Raw genomic sequence first — 17,607 nt, 5'->3', positions numbered from 1 at the left:
ATGACGAACCCCGAGAACCTCCTCGACGACCGGAAGGAAACGACCGTGACCGTGGCCCGGACCGGCCTGCCCGCCCTCGTGGCGCGGCACGCCGCACGCACCCCGCACGCCCTCGCGGTGGCGGACGGCGACACCACACTGACCTACGCCCAACTGGCAGGAGCGGCACGCCGGTTGGCCACCCACCTTCACGAACAGGGCGTACGCCCCGGCGACTCCGTGGCGCTCCTCATGCCGCGCTCGGCCAGGACCGTCGTCGCCCAGCTCGCCCTGTGGTGGGCGGGCGCGGCCTGCGTGCCCCTCGACCCGGCGCACCCCGGGCCCCGTACCGCGGCGATGCTCGAAGACTCGGGCGCCACGCTCACCGTCGGCGACAGCAAGCTGCTCGAAGCGGCCGGAACGCCCGGCGCCACCCTGGCCCTGCCCAGCGACGAGCAGCTGGCCGACGCGGAGACGACCGGCGACGGGCCCGGTCCCGACGACACCGCGTTCGTCATGTTCACCTCCGGCTCCACCGGCCGCCCCAAGGGCGTCGCGATCCGCCACGGCGCCATCGCCGAGCTCGTCACCGACCCGGAGTACGTCACCGTCACCGCGCGCGACCGGGTGCTCCTCCACTCCCCGGCGACGTTCGACGGCTCCACCTTCGAGGTGTGGTCGGCGCTCGCCAACGGCGCGGCCGTCGTGGTGTGCACCACCGAGCGGCCCTCGTTCGAGGACCTCGCCAAGGAGGTGGAGCGGCACGGCGTCACCGTCGCCTTCTTCACCACGGCCCTCTTCCACCAGCTCGCCGCGCGCCGCTCCCGCGTCTTCTCGCTGCTGCGCACGGTGGTCGTGGGCGGCGAGGCGATGGCCGCCCAGCACGCCCGCGCGGTCCTTCGCGCGTTCCCCTGGGTCGAGCTCGTCAACGGCTACGGCCCCACCGAGGCCACCACCTTCGCCACCACCCACCGCGTCGGCGACGCCGACTGCGACGGACCGGTGCCGATCGGCCGCCCCATGGCCGGCGCCACGGCCCACGTCCTCGACGAAGCGGGCCTGCCCGTCACCGACGGAGCCCGCGGCGAACTGTGGATCGGCGGCAGCCGCCTCGCCCACGGATACACCCGGCAGCCCGAGCTGACCGCGGAACGCTTCGTCGACCATCCCGCGCTCGGCCGCCTCTACCGCACCGGCGACCTCGTCTCGGCCCGCCCCGACGGCGTCCTCGACTTCCACGGCCGCACCGACGACCAGGTCAAGGTGCGCGGCTTCCGCATCGAACCCGGGGAGATCGAGCACGCCCTGCGCGAGCAGCCGGAGGTGGACGACGCGGCCGTCACGGTCCGCCGCCCCACCCCCGACGACGCGCGCCTGGCGGCCTTCGTGGTGGCGGCGCCCGGCCCGGTGCCCCGCTCCGAGGCACTCCTGGCCCGCCTCACCGCCTTCCTGCCCGCGCACCTGGTCCCGGACGAGCTGACCGTCGTCGACCGGCTGCCGCTCACCACCTCCGGCAAGGTGGACCGCCGGGCGCTCGCGGACCTCGCCACGGCGGCCGGGACCATCGGCGCCGCCGAGCCGCTGACCCCGCTCCAGCAGGCCGTCGCCGACGTGTGGAGCCGCTCGCTCGGCTGCGAGGTCACCCGCCCCGACGCCGACTTCCTCGAACTCGGCGGCCACTCCCTGCTCGCCCTCGTCGTCGCCGAGGAACTGCGCGAGGACCTCGGTGTCGAACTGTCCCTCGCCGACTTCTTCACCGCCCCCACGGTCGCCGGACACGCCGCCCTCGTCGAGCGCGCCCTGCTCGCCGCCCACACCGATCTGCACCCCGACGCGCCCGAGGACTCCGATGGCCACTGACACCTCCGCCGCCCTGCAGGAAGAGCTGTTGCGCAGGGCCCGCGCCCGCGCCGCCCGGCCCGCCGCCCCGGCGCCCGCGGCAGCCCGCGAAGCCGGCCCCGCCCCGCTCACCCACGCCCAGCGCCGCATGTGGCTGATGGAACGGCTCGGCCAGAACGGCGCCCAGTACAGCGTGCCGTTCGCGACCCGGCTGCACGGCCCGCTCGACGTGGACGCGCTCAGCACCGCGCTCACCGAGCTGGTACGCCGCCACGAAATCCTGCGCACCCGCTACGGCCGCAACGGCGAAGAGCCGTACCAGGAGCCGCTGCCCGCCCCTGAGGTGGTGACGGTGAGGGTGGTCGAGTCGCCCGGCGACGGCGACGACCTCCTGACCGAGGAGGCCCGCCGCCCCTTCGACCTCGCGGCGGACACGGTCCCGCGCGCCCTCGTCCTGCGACACGGCCCCCAGGACCACACCGTTCTTCTGACGTTCCATCACATAGCCATCGACGGCGGCTCGTTGGAGACCGTCGCCGATGAACTCGCGGCGCTGTACGAAGCCGCGGTGGACGGCCGCCCCCGCACACTGCCCGAGCCGCCGCAGTACGCCGACTTCGCGCGCCGCGAGCACACCGACGCGTCCGGCCTCGACGAGGGTCTCGCCCGCTGGACCCGGCGTCTCGCCGGAGCCACCCCGCCCCGGCTGCCCCGGCCCGCCACCCTGCCCGCCGACGTGGCCGAACACCCCGCCGCGACCCGCACCACCGAACTCGGCGAACAGGTGCTGCCCGCGCTGCGCGAGCTGGGCCGCGAGCGCCGGGCCACGGTGTTCACGGTGGGCCTGGCCGCCGCGTTCGCCGCGCTGCACCGCCTCACCGGCGAGCTCGACCTAGTCATCGGCTGCGCCGCCACGCACCGCGAGGGCCAGTCGATGCGCGGCCTGGTGGGCCTGTGCGTCAACACCCTTCCGATACGCGTCGACCTGTCCGGCGACCCCGCGTTCGCCACCCTCGTCGAGCGCGTACGCGACGCACTGCTCGAAGCGCAGCAGCACCGCGAGGTGCCGTTCGACCTGATCCTGGAGCGGCTCGGCGCCGCGGCCCGGGGCGACGACGGCACCGCCCTGGTACGCGTCACCTCGGACGTGGTGGGCGAGCAAACCGCCTTGCGCCTCCCGGGACTTGAGGCCCGCGCTGTCGAAGTCGGTGTGGGCGAAGCCAAGTTCGACCTCACCTTCGGTCTGCTGGACGCCGACACCCCCGCGAGCCTGGTCCAGTACGGCCGGGCCGCCCTCGACGAGCAGACGGGCCTGGCCCTGGGCGCCTCCTTCGCCGAGTTGCTGACCGCCGTGGCGGCCGACCCCGCGCTCCGGCTCTCCGAACTGCCCGGCCGGCTCGCGCGGCCGCAGGCAACCGCCGGGCACCCGGCCGAAATCCGGCTCCGAGCCCACCCCGAGATCGCCGACGCACACGTACCGGACCCTGCGGGCGGACCCCTCCTCGCGTACGCGGTGCTGCGCCGCACCGGCGGCCCCTCGCCCGCCCAGCTCCGCGCCCATCTGCGCGGTGTGCTCGCACGCGAACTGGTCCCGGCCGCCGTCATGTTGCTGGACACGATGCCGCGTACGGCCGACGGGGCGGTGGATGCGAGCAGGCTTCCCGCGGGCCCTCGTCCCGCGCTGCCCGAGAGCCGCCACCTCCAAGCGGTGACGGAGGCGTTCGCGAACCTCCTCGACCGACGGCCCGGCCCGGACGACGACTTCTTCGCCCTCGGCGGACACTCGCTGGCCGCCGTCCAACTCGCCGAGCGCCTGCGGTCCGCCCTCACGCTGCCGCTCATCGGCCTCGACATCATGCAGACCCGTACGCCACGTGCCATCGCGGCCCTCCTCGACGCGCGCGAGGCGGAGCGGGCGGCGGCTGTCGCGACCGCCGCCACGACCCCACGTCCGCGCCGGGTGCGCGAGGGTACGGTCCTGGTGACCGGGGGCACGGGCGGCGTGGGCGCCTTCGTGCTGCGCGAACTGGCCGCGCAGGGACGGCCGGTGCTCGCCCTGGCCCGCCCGGAGTCCGCGCACCTGGTCGGGGGCGACGGCATCGAGGTGATCGAGGGTGACCTCGGCGATCTGGACAGTCTGCGTGCCGCCGTCGAAAGCGCCGACGCGGTGATCCACGCCGCGTGTACGTTCACCCGCCCCGAGGTGGACGTGGCCGCGATGGAGGCCATGGTCGACGCCTGGCGCGGCGGCCCCTTCGTCTTCGTCAGCAGCGTGGACGCCTACGGGCAGCCCACGAGCGGCCAGGTCGCGGAGGAATCGCCGTCCCAGGCCCCTTTGAGCGCGTACGGGCAGGCCAAACTCGACTGCGAGCGGCTCCTGTTGAAGGCGGCGGGCACGGAGGGGCGCGGCGGCGCGAGCGCCGTCCGCTCGCCCATCGTGTGGGGAGCCCACGACCGGCTGCGCGACCAACTGCGCTGGGGAGCAACGGGGTTGCTGTACCAGGCGGCCCTGGCAGGCCGGCCCATCAGCCTGCCCGCTCCCGGCGCCGGCGGGCACGACTGGTACGGAGCGCCCTGGGTGCACGCGGCCGCGCTGGCCCGCGCCGTGACCGCGTGCCTCGACACACCCGTCCACGGCGTGGCCAACGCGGTGAGCGGGCACGTGGCCTGGTCCGACCTGACCGCCGAACTGGTGACGCTGCTCGGCAGCGACAGCGCCGTCACGTTCGAGGACTTCGAGAGCGAGGCGCACCGCGACCTCGACCACCGCTGGCACTACCGCGCGGACCGCCTCGCGACGGCTCTGCGCCCCGCGCCGGGCGAGGACCTGCGCTCGGTGCTCGCCTCGATGATCAAGGGCATGGAGCCCTGAGCGGCAGCTGAGGGCCTGTGTCTGAACCCCGCCCGGTTCAGCCACAGGCCCTCGGTCAGGATCTCCCGGTTGGCGGATGGCTCGCTATCGGCGGCAGGTGAAGATGCCCCAGCTCAGGTAGCCCTGGCGGCAGGCCTCCACCCAGAGGGGCAGATTTTCCAGGAGGCTCTCCATGTACGCCGGGCTGATGACGTCCCGCAGCTCCGTGGCGCGACCCCGGGTCTCCTCGGTGAGCCGGAGGTAGTGCGTGAGCAGTTGGTCGCTTCGGTCGTCGAACTCGACCTGATTCAGGCCGAGTTCGGCCAACTGGCGAAGGTAGAACGACGGCGTGGCGAACTCCTCCACACCGAGACGGGCCACCACCGGTCGCAGCGCCTCGGGCGGCGCGGAATCGGCGGCCATGAGGTCCGTGAAGACCAGGGCGCCCTGAGGCTTGAGGACCCGCACGGCCTCGCTGAGCAGCCGCTCGCGGTCCCCACTGTGGCAGAAGGCCTCCTGCGACCACACGATGTCGAACCGTCCGTCGGGGTACGGAATGTCCTGGAAGGACCCGGTGACCACATCGATGAGCCCGTCGAGCCCGCGCTCGGCATTGGTCTTGCGGTGCCGGTCGTTCTGCCCCTCGCTGATGTTGAGCGCGACGACCCGGCAGCCGAACTCGCCTGCCAGATGGCGGGCGGGGCCGCCGTATCCGGATCCGAGGTCCAGCACGGTACAGGCGGGAGTGAGCCGTTCGGCGATTTTCGCCGCCGCGGTCTCGACCGTGCGCCGGGAGGCATCGGCGACCGGCTCCCGCTCATCGGTGTAGATCCCGGTGTGAATGTCCTCGCCGCCCCACACCTTGGCGTAGAAGGCGTCGACGTCGCTCGTGTCGTAATAGCGGCGTGCCGACTCGGCGGCACCGGCCGTGCTCTCTTGGCTCATCGCTGCAGTCCTTGCTCTGGTGCTGGTGCTGGTGCTGGTGTTTGTGCGACGTTATCCGCCCTTTCCATAGAGATCAGGAGGGCCAATTCGGCCACGCGGCCGCGTCGTTGGGATGTGTCGACCGAAGGGGCCGAGCCATGTGGCGCGGCCATAGGGCTGCCACATGGCGTCCCTATGGGTGAGGCGGCTATGGCGCGCGGCCACATGGTTGCCGAGCACATATGGCCTGCGCACATGGCTCGCGTACGCCCCGGCCGGTGGCCACCCATTCGGCTGCGTACAGTTGTTGGCCGACCACTGGTCGGCCGCACTTGTGTGGTCGGCCCCGCTTTACCCGCCAGGAGTTCACGTGTCGTTCCCGCCTGCCCGTCAGTCCGCCCCAGGCCCCGGCCGGTCGACGGCATGGAGGGCCGCGACGGCCGGCGCCCTGGTGCTTCCGTTGGTGCTGCTCGCGCTGGAGACCGGCTCGTCGGCCCAGGCCCGTACGCGTGAGCCGGTGAAGGCCGGGAGCGGCGTCACGGCCAAGGCTGTCGCACAGGGAACCAAGGCTGTCGCACAGGGAACCAGGGCTCCGCTCGAAGCCACGGTCTCGGAAGGGCAGGTCAAGGAGGTCGGCCCGGGCGGTGTGATCACGTACCCGAGTGTGACGAGCTGCCTCACCGTGACGGTCCGGCTGCGCGGCGGGGGCCTGGTGGGTGCGCACGCCAGCCTGTTCCAGGTGCCGGGTGAGCTGCGTTCCGACGAGATACTGCCCGCCCTGAAGGTCCTCGTAGGCGGTCGGCAGGTGACCGCGATCGAGGTCAAGGGGGCGGTCGGCGCCTGGCACCCGAGCTATTTCACGAAGGCGATCGAGAGCTACGGCGAAGGGGAACAGGTCCCGGTCCCGACCGGCCAGGACCTGGACGGGATCGCGCATGCCGTCGCCGACGGGCTCGGCCGCACCCGCCGCATCGTGACGGTCCAGGACGTGCCGGACGGCGACCAGATCGTCCGCTGACCCACGCTGTCGACCCGGGTTGCCGCAGCATTGGGTCCTCTGCGCGTCTCCGCTGCCGCACGCCTCCGTTGCCCGCGCGTCCAGGTTGTTCACCGCGTCGTCAGGAGTCGGCGCGGGAGCGGGGCGGGGAGGGAGCGGGTGAGCCGGCGTGGCTGCGGGCGGGGGAGTCGAGATGGTCGGCGGCGTCTTGGTCGCCGTCGTCAGGCGCGCCTGCCGCCTCGCAATGCACCGCCACCCGTTGGACGACGTTGTTGCCGAAGCCGCCGCGGTTCCAACTCTGCTTCAGCGGTTGGGAGTTGCCCTCGGCGTCGGTGGCTCTGACGCTCAGGACATGGGCGCCGGGCGTCGCCACCCAGGGCGCCTGCCAGTGCCGCCAGGCCCAGGCGTGACCGTGCCTCTCGGTGAGCTCGGCGTCGTGCCAGCCGCGTCCGCCGTCGGTGCTCACCTCGACCCGTACGACGGGGCTCCGGCCGGACCAGGCTCGGCCTTCAAGGAGCTGCGGTCCGGGCCGCACCACGCGAGTACGGGACATGAAGTCCGGGAAGCCCGGCGGGACCATCAGCGAGCGCGGGGCGATCCGCGTCACCGGCTCGCCCGGGTCGTCCGCCGTCTGCCGGTAGCGGTAGGCCACGTGTTGCTGGAATCCGGTGAACTCGGTGTCGACGACGGTGATTTCGCGCAGCCACTTCACGTGCGCCATGCCGTACCAGCCGGGGACCACGAGCCGCAGCGGATGGCCGTGCTGGGGTGGCAGGGGAGCACCGTTCATCGCGTAGGCCACGACGACCTCGGGATCTCGGCCCGTAGCCACCTCCAGGGGCAGGCTGCGCTGGTAGTCCTGTTCGACGCCGCGCTCCAGGCCGTGGTCGGCGCCGGTGAAGACCACCTCGACGGAGCCCGGTGCCACACCGCACTCGGCAAGGAGTGTGCGCAGTGGCACACCCGTCCACTCGGCGGTCCCGACCCCCTCGACGAGCCAGGGCTGGCTCACGGGCCTCGGCATGAGCAGGGCCCGGCCGTTGCCCGCGCATTCCATCGTCACCCGGTGTGTGACGGCCGTGAAGGACCGCAGCGCCGCCATGTCCAGTGTGAGGGGTGTACGGACCCGGCCACATAGGGTGAGCGCCCATGTATTGGCGTCCGCGGCCGGGATGTCGTAGTGGACCAGCACATAGTGCAGTCCCGGCGGCGTGAGGTCGTACCGCAGGGACTCCAGCGGCATTCCGTGATTCCGGGTCGCGAGCGCCAGTTCCTCGGAGCCGATGCCTTCGGCCGGGTCGGCGAGGCGCCCCGGTGGACTGATGGCGCCGATGCGACGGTCCATGGATCCATGGTGCGCCCGGAGGCCGGATCCCGGCATCTCGCGCCCGATGCCGAGCCATCACGCAGCGACGCGACGCAGCGACGCGACGCAGCGACGCGACGCAGCGACACGACGCAGCGACGCGACGCCCAGACACGGCGCCGATGCGCGACGCCGAACCGCGATGCCGATGCGCGGCGCCAAGCCACGTACGCCGAGCCACCGATTGCGGCTCCGCGCGTCCGGCGGGACGCTTGAAGGGTCAGCCCTGTGGCGTCCGGCCGCGCGTGCGGCCCGAGAGGGTGCCGGGGCACCGGCGCGCGCGTGTCACCACCGGCGGCCCAGCAGGGGAAGTGCCGGGCGGACACGGCCCGTACCGTGCCCTCTGCAAGGAGATCGTCATGGACGGCACGACGCTGGAGGCGATGCGGACCGTGCTGCGCGGCCCGGTCATCGGCCCGAACGACCCGGAGTACGACGAGGCCCGCACGATCTACAACGCGATGATCGATCGGAGACCGGCCGCCGTTGTGCGCTGCACGGACACCGCCGATGTCATCGACGCGGTCGACTTCGTCCGCGACCACGGCCTCGAACTGGCGGTACGCGGCGGCGGACACAGCGGTGCCGGACTGTGCCTGGTGGACGACGGTGTCACCATCGACCTGTCGCCGATGCGCTGGGCGCGCGTCGACCCCGTGACCGAGACCGCCCAGGTCGGTGGCGGGAGCGTGCTCGGCGACCTCGACCACGCCGCCCATGGATTCGGGCTCGCCACACCCGCCGGCATCATGTCGACGACGGGCGTCGCGGGCCTCACCCTCGGCGGCGGCCACGGCCACCTGACCCGCAAGTACGGCCTGACCGCCGACAACCTGCTGGCCGCCGATGTGGTGCTCGCCGACGGCACCTTCGTCACCGCGACCGAGCGGGACAACCCGGACCTGTTCTGGGCGCTGCGCGGCGGCGGAGGCAACTTCGGCGTCGTCACCTCCTTCACCTTCCGGCTGCACCCCGTGCACACCGTGGTGCTCGGGGTGACCCTGTGGACGCTGGACCGGATCGGTGACGTACTGCGGTGGTACCGCGACTTCCTGCCCCAGGCGCCCAACGACCTGAACGGCTTCTTCGCCGAGCTCGTCGTCCCGCCGGGGCCGCCGTTCCCCGAGGAGATCCACGGCCACAAGATGTGCGGCGTGGTGTGGTGCTGGACCGGCGACCCGGACGCCGCCGACAAGACCTTCGAGCCGGTGAACGAGGCGGGCCCGCCGACGTTCCACTTCACGAGCCCGATGCCGTACCCCATGCTGCAGTCCATGTTCGACGAGCTGATCCCCAAGGGGTTGCAGTGGTACTGGCGAGGGGACTTCTTCGACCGGATCACGGACGGCGCCATCGATGTGCACACCAAGTACGCGGAAGGCCTGCCCACCGCCCTGTCGACGATGCACCTCTACCCGGTCGACGGCGCCGCCCACCGCGTCGCGCAGAAGGACACCGCCTGGGCCTACCGGGACGCCATGTGGTCCGGAGTCATCGGCGGCATCGACCCCGACCCGGCCAATGCCGAACTCGTCCGGCAGTGGTGCGTCGACTACTGGGGTGAGCTGCACCCACACTCGATGGGCGGTTCCTATGTGAACTTCATCGGTGCCGGCGAGGGCCAGGACCGGGTGAAGGCCACATACCGTGACCACTACGACCGCCTGGCCGCCATCAAGCGGCTGTACGACCCGCACAACCTGTTCCACGCCAACCAGAACATCGAGCCCGCCGCATAGCAGCGGGCGCAGAGGGACGGGTGGATCGGGACGGGTACTTCAGAGCGACGGTACTTCAGCGCAGTGTCGCCGTCAGCGCAGTGTCGTCGGCGGAAGGAACTCGCGGGGCGCTTCACGATGCCACCACGCTCCGGTCGTACGGAGTTCCTGCCAGGTGGTGAAGCGGTAGCGCCACATACGGGCACGGACGAACACCGGCGGCACGTCGGGGAAAGGATTGTGCCGCAGCAGCCGCAGCGTGTCCCGGTCATTGACCAGAAGCCGTTCGATGAATCCGCCGAACCAGGAGTATCCGTACGACGGTGAGAGCGCGACGAACCAGAGAAGCCAGTCGAGCCGCAAATGATAGGGCGCGAACTGGCGCGGAAGGCGCCGTACATCACCCGGCTTTCCATGGAATTCGTATTCCCGCCAGGTGGTGTGCGGGGTGATCTCCTCGTCGGCCGTTCCTTCGATGACGACCTCGTGCCGGATCCGCGTGATGCTTCCGAACGCGCCGTAGGAATTGACCAGATGCAGCGGTTCGTACGTCGTGTTCATGCGTTGCTGGTGGGAGAGAAGATTGCGGGCGGGCCTGTAGCTGAGCGCCAGTACGAGTACGGCGACCATGATGACCAGGATCTCGTACCAGAGCGGGGGGCCGGGCAGCGAAGGCGGTTCGGTGATGAGTGAGCCGTCCAGGGCGGAGGCGGCGAGGACGATGGTCAGCCAGTTCAGCCACGCGAAATTGCCGGAGAGGACCAGCCACAGCTGGGTGCAGATGATGAGGCAGGCGGCGATGCTCGCCACCGGCTGAGGCGTGAACAGGGCGACGGGGACGACGAGTTGGACGAAGTGGTTGGCCGCGACCTCGGCGCGGTGGAGCGGCTTGGGGAGATGGTGGAAGAACCAGCTCAGCGGGCCGGGCATCGGCTGGGTCTCGTGGTGGTAGTACAGGCAGGTCAGATCGCGCCAGCACGGATCGCCGCGCATCTTGATCAGCCCGGCGCCGAACTCGACGCGGAACAGCACCCAGCGCAGCAGCCACAGCAGCACCACCGGCGGGGCGACTTCGTCGTTGCCCAGGAAGACGGCCAGGAATCCGGCCTCCAGGAGCAGCGACTCCCATCCGAAGCCGTACCAGGTCTGGCCCACGTTGACGATCGACAGGTACAGCGCCCACAGCACCGCCCAGAACGCCATCGCCGCCCAGAGCGGAACGGCATCGCCCGCCCCTGCCACCACCGCCCCGGCAAGGAGCGCGCCCGACCACGCACAGGAGGCGAACAGCCCGTCCGAATAACGCAGTTGGAACAGGCTGGGCGCGCTGCGGAACGGCACGCGCCGGACGAAGGCGGGCACGGGCAGCATGCCGCGTTCCCCGATGAGCGCCCGGAACTGCAGGGCCGCCGACAGGAAGGCCACCAGGTAGACGGCCGCGAGGGAGCGCTGGAACACCAGTCGGCCGAGCCAGTACGCCGACGACGAGAACCATTCCACGACGGGGGCACCTCCTGGTCCGGGTGGGCAGCGGAGAGAGTTTGCGACCTCTTCGTAGCGGGGATCGAGGTGCCAGGTCGAGGCGCTGGACGCTCACTTCACCCGCTCGCGTCAGAACCGTGATCATCGGAAAATGCCGGGCGGCGAGGGGGCTGTCATCCGGCCAGGCCGAACTCGGCGGCCGACGACCGGGTGGCCGTATCGAGCACGAAGCCCCCTGGACCCGTACCTCCCAGAGGGCTGGTAGCTCCCCTCTTCTGCATCCTTTCCACGATCCTTTCGACGTCGAGCCACTGCCGAACGGGATTCGATGGGGACTCGGTCGGCGACATCGGGACAGCCGATATGCCCCTCGTGACAGGTCGCTTTTCGTGCGACGGTCTTTGCGTCGTGGACCGGGTCGACGGAGGCCGATGTGCCGGGCCGGATCGACTGACCACATCGACAGGCCGAGCGATTCTGCCAACGGGGCGAATTCGGCGATCACGTACACGGCACGAGGACCGGTACGGTGCCGGTCCCGCCCATCCCGCCAGGGGAATGTCAGGGGAATCAGCATGGCAACAAAGCGCAAGGCAACCAAGGCCGCACTCGGCATCAGCGCCATGGCGCTCTCACTCGTCGCCGCCACGTCCGGAGTCGCCTTCGCCGGCCCGGGCGACAACAACGGTGCCAGCGTGACCGGCGTCGCGGGCGTCAGCCCCAGCGAGGGCTGTACTCCCGGCTACTTCTGTATCTACACCGGCCCGGACTACACCGGAACCATGTTCCGGATGTACCACTGCGGCGAATACAACCTCAACAACTGGAACGGCGTCGGCTCCTGGATCAACGACAACACGGGCGGCGCACACGCCCTGATCCAGGATCGGAACTACCGGACACTGGTCGACACCGACCCCGTCTACAACTGGTACAACGGCAGCTACAACTTCGCCCCGGCCTGGCACGTCAAGGCGTGCTGAGGATTTGACGCACCGTCAAACGCGCCGTTGAGTACACCGTCAGACGCACCATCAGAACGAAGCGGGGGCGCCGGTGCGCCCCCGCCCCGGCCGGGGTCTCGCGCGGCATCCCGGCCTTCGCCGCCCGCCTCGGGATGGTGCACGGGCGGCGGGGGTGTGGGCCGGCGGGGGTCAGACGTTGACGCCGTAGTCGGAGGCGATGCCGGCGAGGCCGGACGCGTAACCCTGGCCGACCGCGCGGAACTTCCACTCGGCGCCGTGCCGGTAGAGCTCTCCGAAGACCATCGCGGTCTCGGTCGAGGCGTCCTCGCTCAGGTCGTAACGGGCCAGTTCGGCACCGCCCGCCTGGTTGATCACGCGGATATAGGCGTTGCGGACCTGGCCGAAGCTCTGGCCGCGGGCCTGCGCGTCGTGGATCGAGACCGGGAAGACGATCTTCGAGACCGGGCCGGGGACCGAGGTGAGGTCGATGTTGATCGTCTCGTCGTCGCCCTCGCCTTCGCCGGTGAGGTTGTCGCCGGTGTGCTGGACCGAACCGTCGGGGCTGGTCAGGTTGTTGTAGAAGACGAAGTGGCTGTCGGAAAGCACCTTGCCGCTCTCGTTGCACAGCAGTGCGCTGGCGTCGAGGTCGTGGTCCGTGCCGGTGGTCGTCCGCACGTCCCAGCCCAGGCCGACCGTGACGGCCGTCAGTCCGGGGGCTTCCTTGCTCAGCGAGACATTGCCGCCCTTGGCCAGGCTCACGCCCATTTTCTACCTCCGTGGTTGTGCCGGGTCCGTCGTCCGGTTACAACGCCCGGAACGTCGCTACGGTTCCATGATTGCGCAATCCCTGAAGTATGGATCAGTGCCGGAGGGGCTCGCCCCGGCGGCGTGCGGCGTCCGCCCTGTGCATGCGGCGGCCTGCCGGAACTGAGGCGCTCCCCAAGTGAGGCGTTCCGCTCGGCGCGTGACGGACCTCACCATAGTTCAATTATTGCGCAAGCTTTAAAGTAACCGCATGGATGTGGGGATGGGTGCAGGGGATGCGACGGACGCGGGAACGGAGATGCGCAGGGAAGTCGCCGTGCTGTCGGGCGGCCCCGCGGACGGATTGCGCATGTACGTCGACGGCCGCCCGTCGGTGGTGCAGGTGACGTACCCGTGTGAATGGGAGTCGCCGACACCGGGGGTGCGCGCCGAGGCGGTGTACGTCTACCGCCGCGACCACCGCAGCTACGAAGAGCCGTTGCGTTACGGATTCGACGGCGCCAGCCCCTGATGGAGCCGCCGGTGCCCGGCGGGTTGGGCGGCGCCGGGGTGGTGCGACGGCTGGCATCGCGCGAGAACGCGGCGGCGTCGGCCGCGACGGCCTGCGTGAGCGTTCCGCCCGGGGTGCCGTGACAGGAGAAGTTGCTAGATTGCGCCACTGAAAATCTAGTGGGTGGGGGCGGTCCATCCCCTTCGAGGTGGGCCGGAAAGACTGGGAGGGTGTGGGATGGCAGGCGATCGGGGCGGTCGGGGCGGTCAAGAGGGGGCCGGGCGAGGGGGTGAGGCCGGGGTGAGCGGGCGGCGGCGCAAACACAGAGGAGTACGGATCGGTCTGAGCATCACGCTGGCCGTGCTCGTCCTGGCGTCGGCGGGTGTGGGCTGGGCCTATCTGCGGCTCGACGGGAACATCGACACGTTCAGCGCGGACGGTATCTCCGGCGACCGCCCGCCGGCTTCGACGCAGGGCATGAACGTCCTGGTCATCGGCACGGACGCGCGCATCGCCGGCAACAGCGAACTCGGCGGCGGCGACAAGGACGACATAGGGCGATCCGACACAGCCTTCCTGCTGCATGTGTATGCCGACCACAAGCATGCAGTCGCAGTCTCCATACCGCGCGACACCCTCCTGGACATCCCGTCCTGCAAACTCCCTGACGGCAGTTGGACCAAGCCGCAGACCAACACCATGTTCAACGCGGCCTATTCGGTGGGCGAGAGCGCCAAGGGCAACCCCGCCTGTACCCAGAACACGGTGGAGAAGCTGACCGGGCTGCGCGTCGACCACACCATGGTCGTCGACTTCAAGGGATTCGCGAAGATGACCGAAGCTGTCGGCGGCGTCCAGGTCTGTCTGCCCCAGGACGTCTACCAGCGGGACCTCAACCCCAACCGAGCCACACGCGGTGACCAGATCTTCACCAAGGGCCCGCAGACCGTCTCCGGTCAGAAGGCCCTGGACTACGTACGCGTCCGGCACGGCATAGGCGACGGCTCCGACATAGGCCGGATACAACGCCAACAGGCCTTCGTCGCCTCCCTCATCAAGAAGGTCAAGAGCGACGGCCTGACCCCCACCAAGCTGTTTCCCCTCGCGGACGCCGCCACCCAGTCCCTGACCGTGGATCCCGAACTCGGCTCCGCCGACAAGCTGATCTCGTTCGCCATGTCGCTGCGCGACATAGATCTGCACAACACGAAGTTCGTCACCCTGCCATGGCGCTACCAAGGTGCGCGGGTCGCCATCGTCCACCCCGACGCCGAGGCGCTGTGGGCCGCGCTCAAGACCGACCGAACCCTCGACGGCCAGGACGCGGGCAGCCACCAGACCGCCGCGCCCGGCGCGACGTCCCCCTCCCCGAGCGGCAGCACGCCGGCGGCGGGCACGGGCATCTCCGTCGCCGTCTACGACGGCACCACCGTCACCGGCCTCGCCACCCGCGCGGCGGACGCGCTCAAGCAGCACGGCTTCACCGTCACCGGCACCGCGCCGGCCATGGTCCGTACGCAGACCAAGACGGTCATCGAGTACGGACCCGGGCAGCAGCACCAGGCCGAGAAGGTCGCCCAGGTCTTCCCCGGGGCGGAAGTCACCTCGGCCGCGGCGCCCGGGATCAACGTGATCCTCGGCCGGACCTACGCCGACGCCCCGCAGCCCGCCGCATCGCCCGCGGCCGCCACGCCGCCCGCGTCCACCGCGTCGTCCGCACCCACCGCCGACGTGACCGCGCCCACCGCCCTCCCCACCAGCGTGGCCGGGACCGCCCGCTCCGCCGACGACGACCCCTGCTCGAATCTTTCGTACGGCTGAGACAGCTCAAGTGCTCATGTAGTGAACGCCTCCTGACGCACCGTCATGTCGATGATGTCAGTGTGGCAGCGTCACGCGGAAGGTGGTGCGGCCCGGGCGGCTGGTGGCGGCGACGCTTCCCTCGTGGGCCTGGACGACCGCGAGCACGATGGCCAGGCCGAGGCCGGAGCCCGCCGACCTGGCGCGGTTGTGGCCGGCCCGCGTGAAGCGCCCGAACACGTCGGGCAGCAGGTCCTCGGGGATGCCGGGTCCGGTGTCCGTCACGCTCAACTCCCTTGCACCCGAGCCGGTTTCGCCGAGGCTGAGGGTGATCTCGGTGCCGGGCGGGGTGTGGGTGCGGGCGTTGGTGAGGAGGTTGGCGATGACCTGGTGGAGGCGGTGTTCGTCGCCGGTCACCGTGACGGGCTCCTCCGGCAGGTCGAGCAGCCAGCGGTGACCGGGGGCGGCGGCCTGCGCATCGCTGATCGCGTCCAGCGCGAGCCGGGTCAGGTCGACGGGCTCACGAGCCAGGGGGCGGCCGGCGTCCAGACGGGCGAGCAGCAGCAGGTCGTCGACGAGACCGGTCATGCGCTGCGTCTCGGACTCGATCCGCTCAAGGGCGTGCCGCACCTCGCGCGGTACGGGGCCGCGGTGGCGCAGCGCCAGTTCGGCGTGGGCGCGCACGGTGGCGACCGGGGTGCGCAGCTCGTGGCTGGCATCGGCGGCGAAGTGACGCAGCCGCTCCTCGTCGGCCTGCCGCTGGGCCAGGGCGTCCCCGACGTGGCCCAGCATGTGGTTGAGCGCCGCGCCCACCTGGCCGACCTCCGTACCCGGATCGGTGTCGGGAACCGGATCCGGCATCGCGATCTCCCCGCTGGCCAGGGGAAGTTGGGTGACTTCGGTCGCGGTGGCCGCCATCCTGCGCAGCGGGCGCAAGGAGAGACGTACCCACAGCGCTCCGGCGATTCCGGTGGCCGCCAGGGTGGCGCCGAACACAACGGCCTCGACGACCTCCAGGCGATGCACGGTCTCCTCCACCGGCTCCAGCGGCAGCCCCGTGATCAGCACGTCGCCGTCGTCGCCCGGCACCGCCACCACCCGGTAGTGGTGCAGCGTCGACAGCCGGACGTCGTGGCCGCGCCCGTCGACCGGCACGGCCGCGAGCGATGCGCGGTCCGCGGCGCTGAGCGGCACCGCGGCGTCGGTCTGGGCATGCACCACGGCCGCCTGGGTGGTCTGGCCGCGCAGCAGCCGGGCGCCGAATGTGCCGTTCGACTGGCCTCTGGTGTCCGGCTGGTTGTCGGCGTCGGGCTTCTCGTCGTGTTCGAGGCTGGCCGCGAACCGGCCGCCGGACGCGCTGAGTTGCTGGTCGAGGCGGCTGACCAGGAACCCTTCGAGGGCGAGCACGGACGTGACCCCGACCGCGAGACAGGCCAGCGCCAGGAGCAGGACGAGCCCGGCCGTGAGGCGAGCCCGCAGCGTGCGGGGGAGACCGGGCCGCTTCACGAGGGATCGGGCTTCAGTACGTAGCCGACACCGCGCACCGTGCGGATCAGCGGCGCCCGGCCCGCGTCGATCTTCTTGCGCAGATAGCTGATGTACAGCTCGACGATGTGCGCGCGGCCACCGAAGTCGTACGACCAGACCCGGTCCAGGATCTGGTCCTTGGACAGCACCCGGCGCGGATTGCGCATAAGGAAGCGCAGCAGCTCGAACTCGGTGCGGGACAGGTCCACGAGCCGGCCCGCCCGGCTGACCTCCATCGCGTCCTCATCCATCACGAGATCGCCGACCACGAGGCGGTTCCCGCCCGGCTCGCGTGCCATGCCCGCCCGGCGCAGCAGGCCGCGCAACCGGGCCAGGACCTCCTCCAGACTGAACGGCTTGGTGACGTAGTCGTCGCCGCCCGCTGTGATGCCCGCGATGCGGTCCTCGACGGAGTCGCGCGCGGTCAGGAACAGGACGCAGACGTCCGGAAGCCCGGCCCGCATCGCGCGCAGGACATGCAGCCCGTCCAGGTCGGGCAGCATCCAGTCCAGGACCACCGCGTCGGGGCGGAAGGCGGACGCCGTGCTGAGCGCGCTCGCGCCGTCGGCCGCCGAGCGGACCTCCCAGCCCTCCGAGCGCAGGGCGCCGGACAGCACCTCGGTCAGGTCGGGCTCGTCGTCGACGACGAGGATCCGGACGGGACTGCCATCGGGCCGGCGGAGCACGGCAGGCACGGCAGGTGGTGAGGGGTTTTCCATGGTGCCTCCAGCATCCCCCCGGAGCCCCGCCGACGGGGGAACCCGCAGCTCTGAGTTTCCTCTGAATCACCTGTGGATCCGGCCCCAGGGCCCCATTCAGAGGGAACTCAGAAGTGCCGGTGTGAGGCTGGCCGTGCACTGCCCACATAGTGCCGGACCACATGGTCCGCTGCCCGGAAAGGGGG

At 71.0% G+C, this 17,607-nt stretch carries 13 protein-coding genes; 7 read left to right on the top strand and 6 right to left on the bottom strand.

Annotation, left to right across the window (positions count from 1 at the left end; genetic code table 11):
• Complete coding sequence (locus tag ACWC2B_RS22005; RefSeq protein ID WP_450719052.1) at positions 1-1,839, top strand: amino acid adenylation domain-containing protein; 1,839 nt, start codon at positions 1-3, stop codon at positions 1,837-1,839.
• The gene (locus ACWC2B_RS22000) at positions 1,829-4,690 is read left to right on the top strand and encodes a condensation domain-containing protein (protein ID WP_450719050.1); all 2,862 of its coding nucleotides are present in this window, start codon (positions 1,829-1,831) and stop codon (positions 4,688-4,690) included. Before ACWC2B_RS22005 ends, ACWC2B_RS22000 begins: the two co-directional genes overlap by 11 nt.
• Positions 4,691-4,774: 84 nt before the next feature.
• Here the strand turns inward: ACWC2B_RS22000 and ACWC2B_RS21995 are convergent, their stop codons facing one another.
• The gene (locus ACWC2B_RS21995; protein ID WP_450719048.1) at positions 4,775-5,614 is read right to left on the bottom strand and encodes an SAM-dependent methyltransferase; all 840 of its coding nucleotides are present in this window, start codon (positions 5,612-5,614) and stop codon (positions 4,775-4,777) included.
• Between the two features lie 349 nt (positions 5,615-5,963).
• On the opposite strand from ACWC2B_RS21995, the gene ACWC2B_RS21990 reads away from it, so the two are divergent.
• Positions 5,964-6,611 (top strand): hypothetical protein, encoded by a 648-nt coding sequence (locus ACWC2B_RS21990; protein ID WP_450719046.1) that lies wholly within the window; start codon positions 5,964-5,966, stop codon positions 6,609-6,611.
• Between the two features lie 100 nt (positions 6,612-6,711).
• On the opposite strand, the gene ACWC2B_RS21985 is transcribed toward ACWC2B_RS21990, so the two are convergent.
• On the bottom strand, positions 6,712-7,935 hold the full coding sequence (locus ACWC2B_RS21985) for a sulfite oxidase (protein WP_450719044.1): 1,224 nt from the start codon (positions 7,933-7,935) through the stop codon (positions 6,712-6,714).
• A gap of 380 nt (positions 7,936-8,315) precedes the next feature.
• Between ACWC2B_RS21985 and ACWC2B_RS21980 the strand changes: the two genes are divergently transcribed.
• On the top strand, positions 8,316-9,695 hold the full coding sequence (locus tag ACWC2B_RS21980) for an FAD-binding oxidoreductase (RefSeq protein ID WP_450719042.1): 1,380 nt from the start codon (positions 8,316-8,318) through the stop codon (positions 9,693-9,695).
• Positions 9,696-9,767: 72 nt separating this feature from the next.
• Here the strand turns inward: ACWC2B_RS21980 and ACWC2B_RS21975 are convergent, their stop codons facing one another.
• Entirely contained in the window at positions 9,768-11,174 is a 1,407-nt protein-coding gene (locus tag ACWC2B_RS21975) for a lipase maturation factor family protein (protein ID WP_450719040.1), read from the bottom strand.
• Positions 11,175-11,731: 557 nt separating this feature from the next.
• On the opposite strand from ACWC2B_RS21975, the gene ACWC2B_RS21970 reads away from it, so the two are divergent.
• On the top strand, positions 11,732-12,139 hold the full coding sequence (locus tag ACWC2B_RS21970) for a peptidase inhibitor family I36 protein (RefSeq protein ID WP_450719038.1): 408 nt from the start codon (positions 11,732-11,734) through the stop codon (positions 12,137-12,139).
• 171 nt (positions 12,140-12,310) lie between these two features.
• On the opposite strand, the gene ACWC2B_RS21965 is transcribed toward ACWC2B_RS21970, so the two are convergent.
• Entirely contained in the window at positions 12,311-12,886 is a 576-nt protein-coding gene (locus ACWC2B_RS21965; protein ID WP_450719036.1) for a TerD family protein, read from the bottom strand.
• 262 nt (positions 12,887-13,148) lie between these two features.
• On the opposite strand from ACWC2B_RS21965, the gene ACWC2B_RS21960 reads away from it, so the two are divergent.
• Positions 13,149-13,397: a hypothetical protein gene (locus tag ACWC2B_RS21960; protein ID WP_450719034.1), complete on the top strand. Its 249-nt coding sequence runs from the start codon at positions 13,149-13,151 to the stop codon at positions 13,395-13,397.
• A gap of 216 nt (positions 13,398-13,613) precedes the next feature.
• Positions 13,614-15,197, top strand: a complete 1,584-nt coding sequence (locus ACWC2B_RS21955; RefSeq protein WP_450719032.1) for an LCP family protein — start codon at positions 13,614-13,616, stop codon at positions 15,195-15,197.
• Positions 15,198-15,254: 57 nt separating this feature from the next.
• On the opposite strand, the gene ACWC2B_RS21950 is transcribed toward ACWC2B_RS21955, so the two are convergent.
• Both ACWC2B_RS21950 and ACWC2B_RS21945 read right to left on the bottom strand, forming a co-directional pair.
• Entirely contained in the window at positions 15,255-16,682 is a 1,428-nt protein-coding gene (locus ACWC2B_RS21950) for a HAMP domain-containing sensor histidine kinase (RefSeq protein ID WP_450719030.1), read from the bottom strand.
• Complete coding sequence (locus ACWC2B_RS21945) at positions 16,679-17,422, bottom strand: response regulator transcription factor (RefSeq protein ID WP_450719028.1); 744 nt, start codon at positions 17,420-17,422, stop codon at positions 16,679-16,681. The genes ACWC2B_RS21950 and ACWC2B_RS21945 overlap by 4 nt, the downstream gene beginning before the upstream one ends.
• Positions 17,423-17,607: the final 185 nt, after the last annotated feature.

This window comes from Streptomyces sp. NPDC001415, assembly GCF_053597395.1.
The sequence above is the reverse complement of the archived record's forward strand: the minus strand, read 5'-3'. Positions and strand labels throughout refer to the sequence as shown.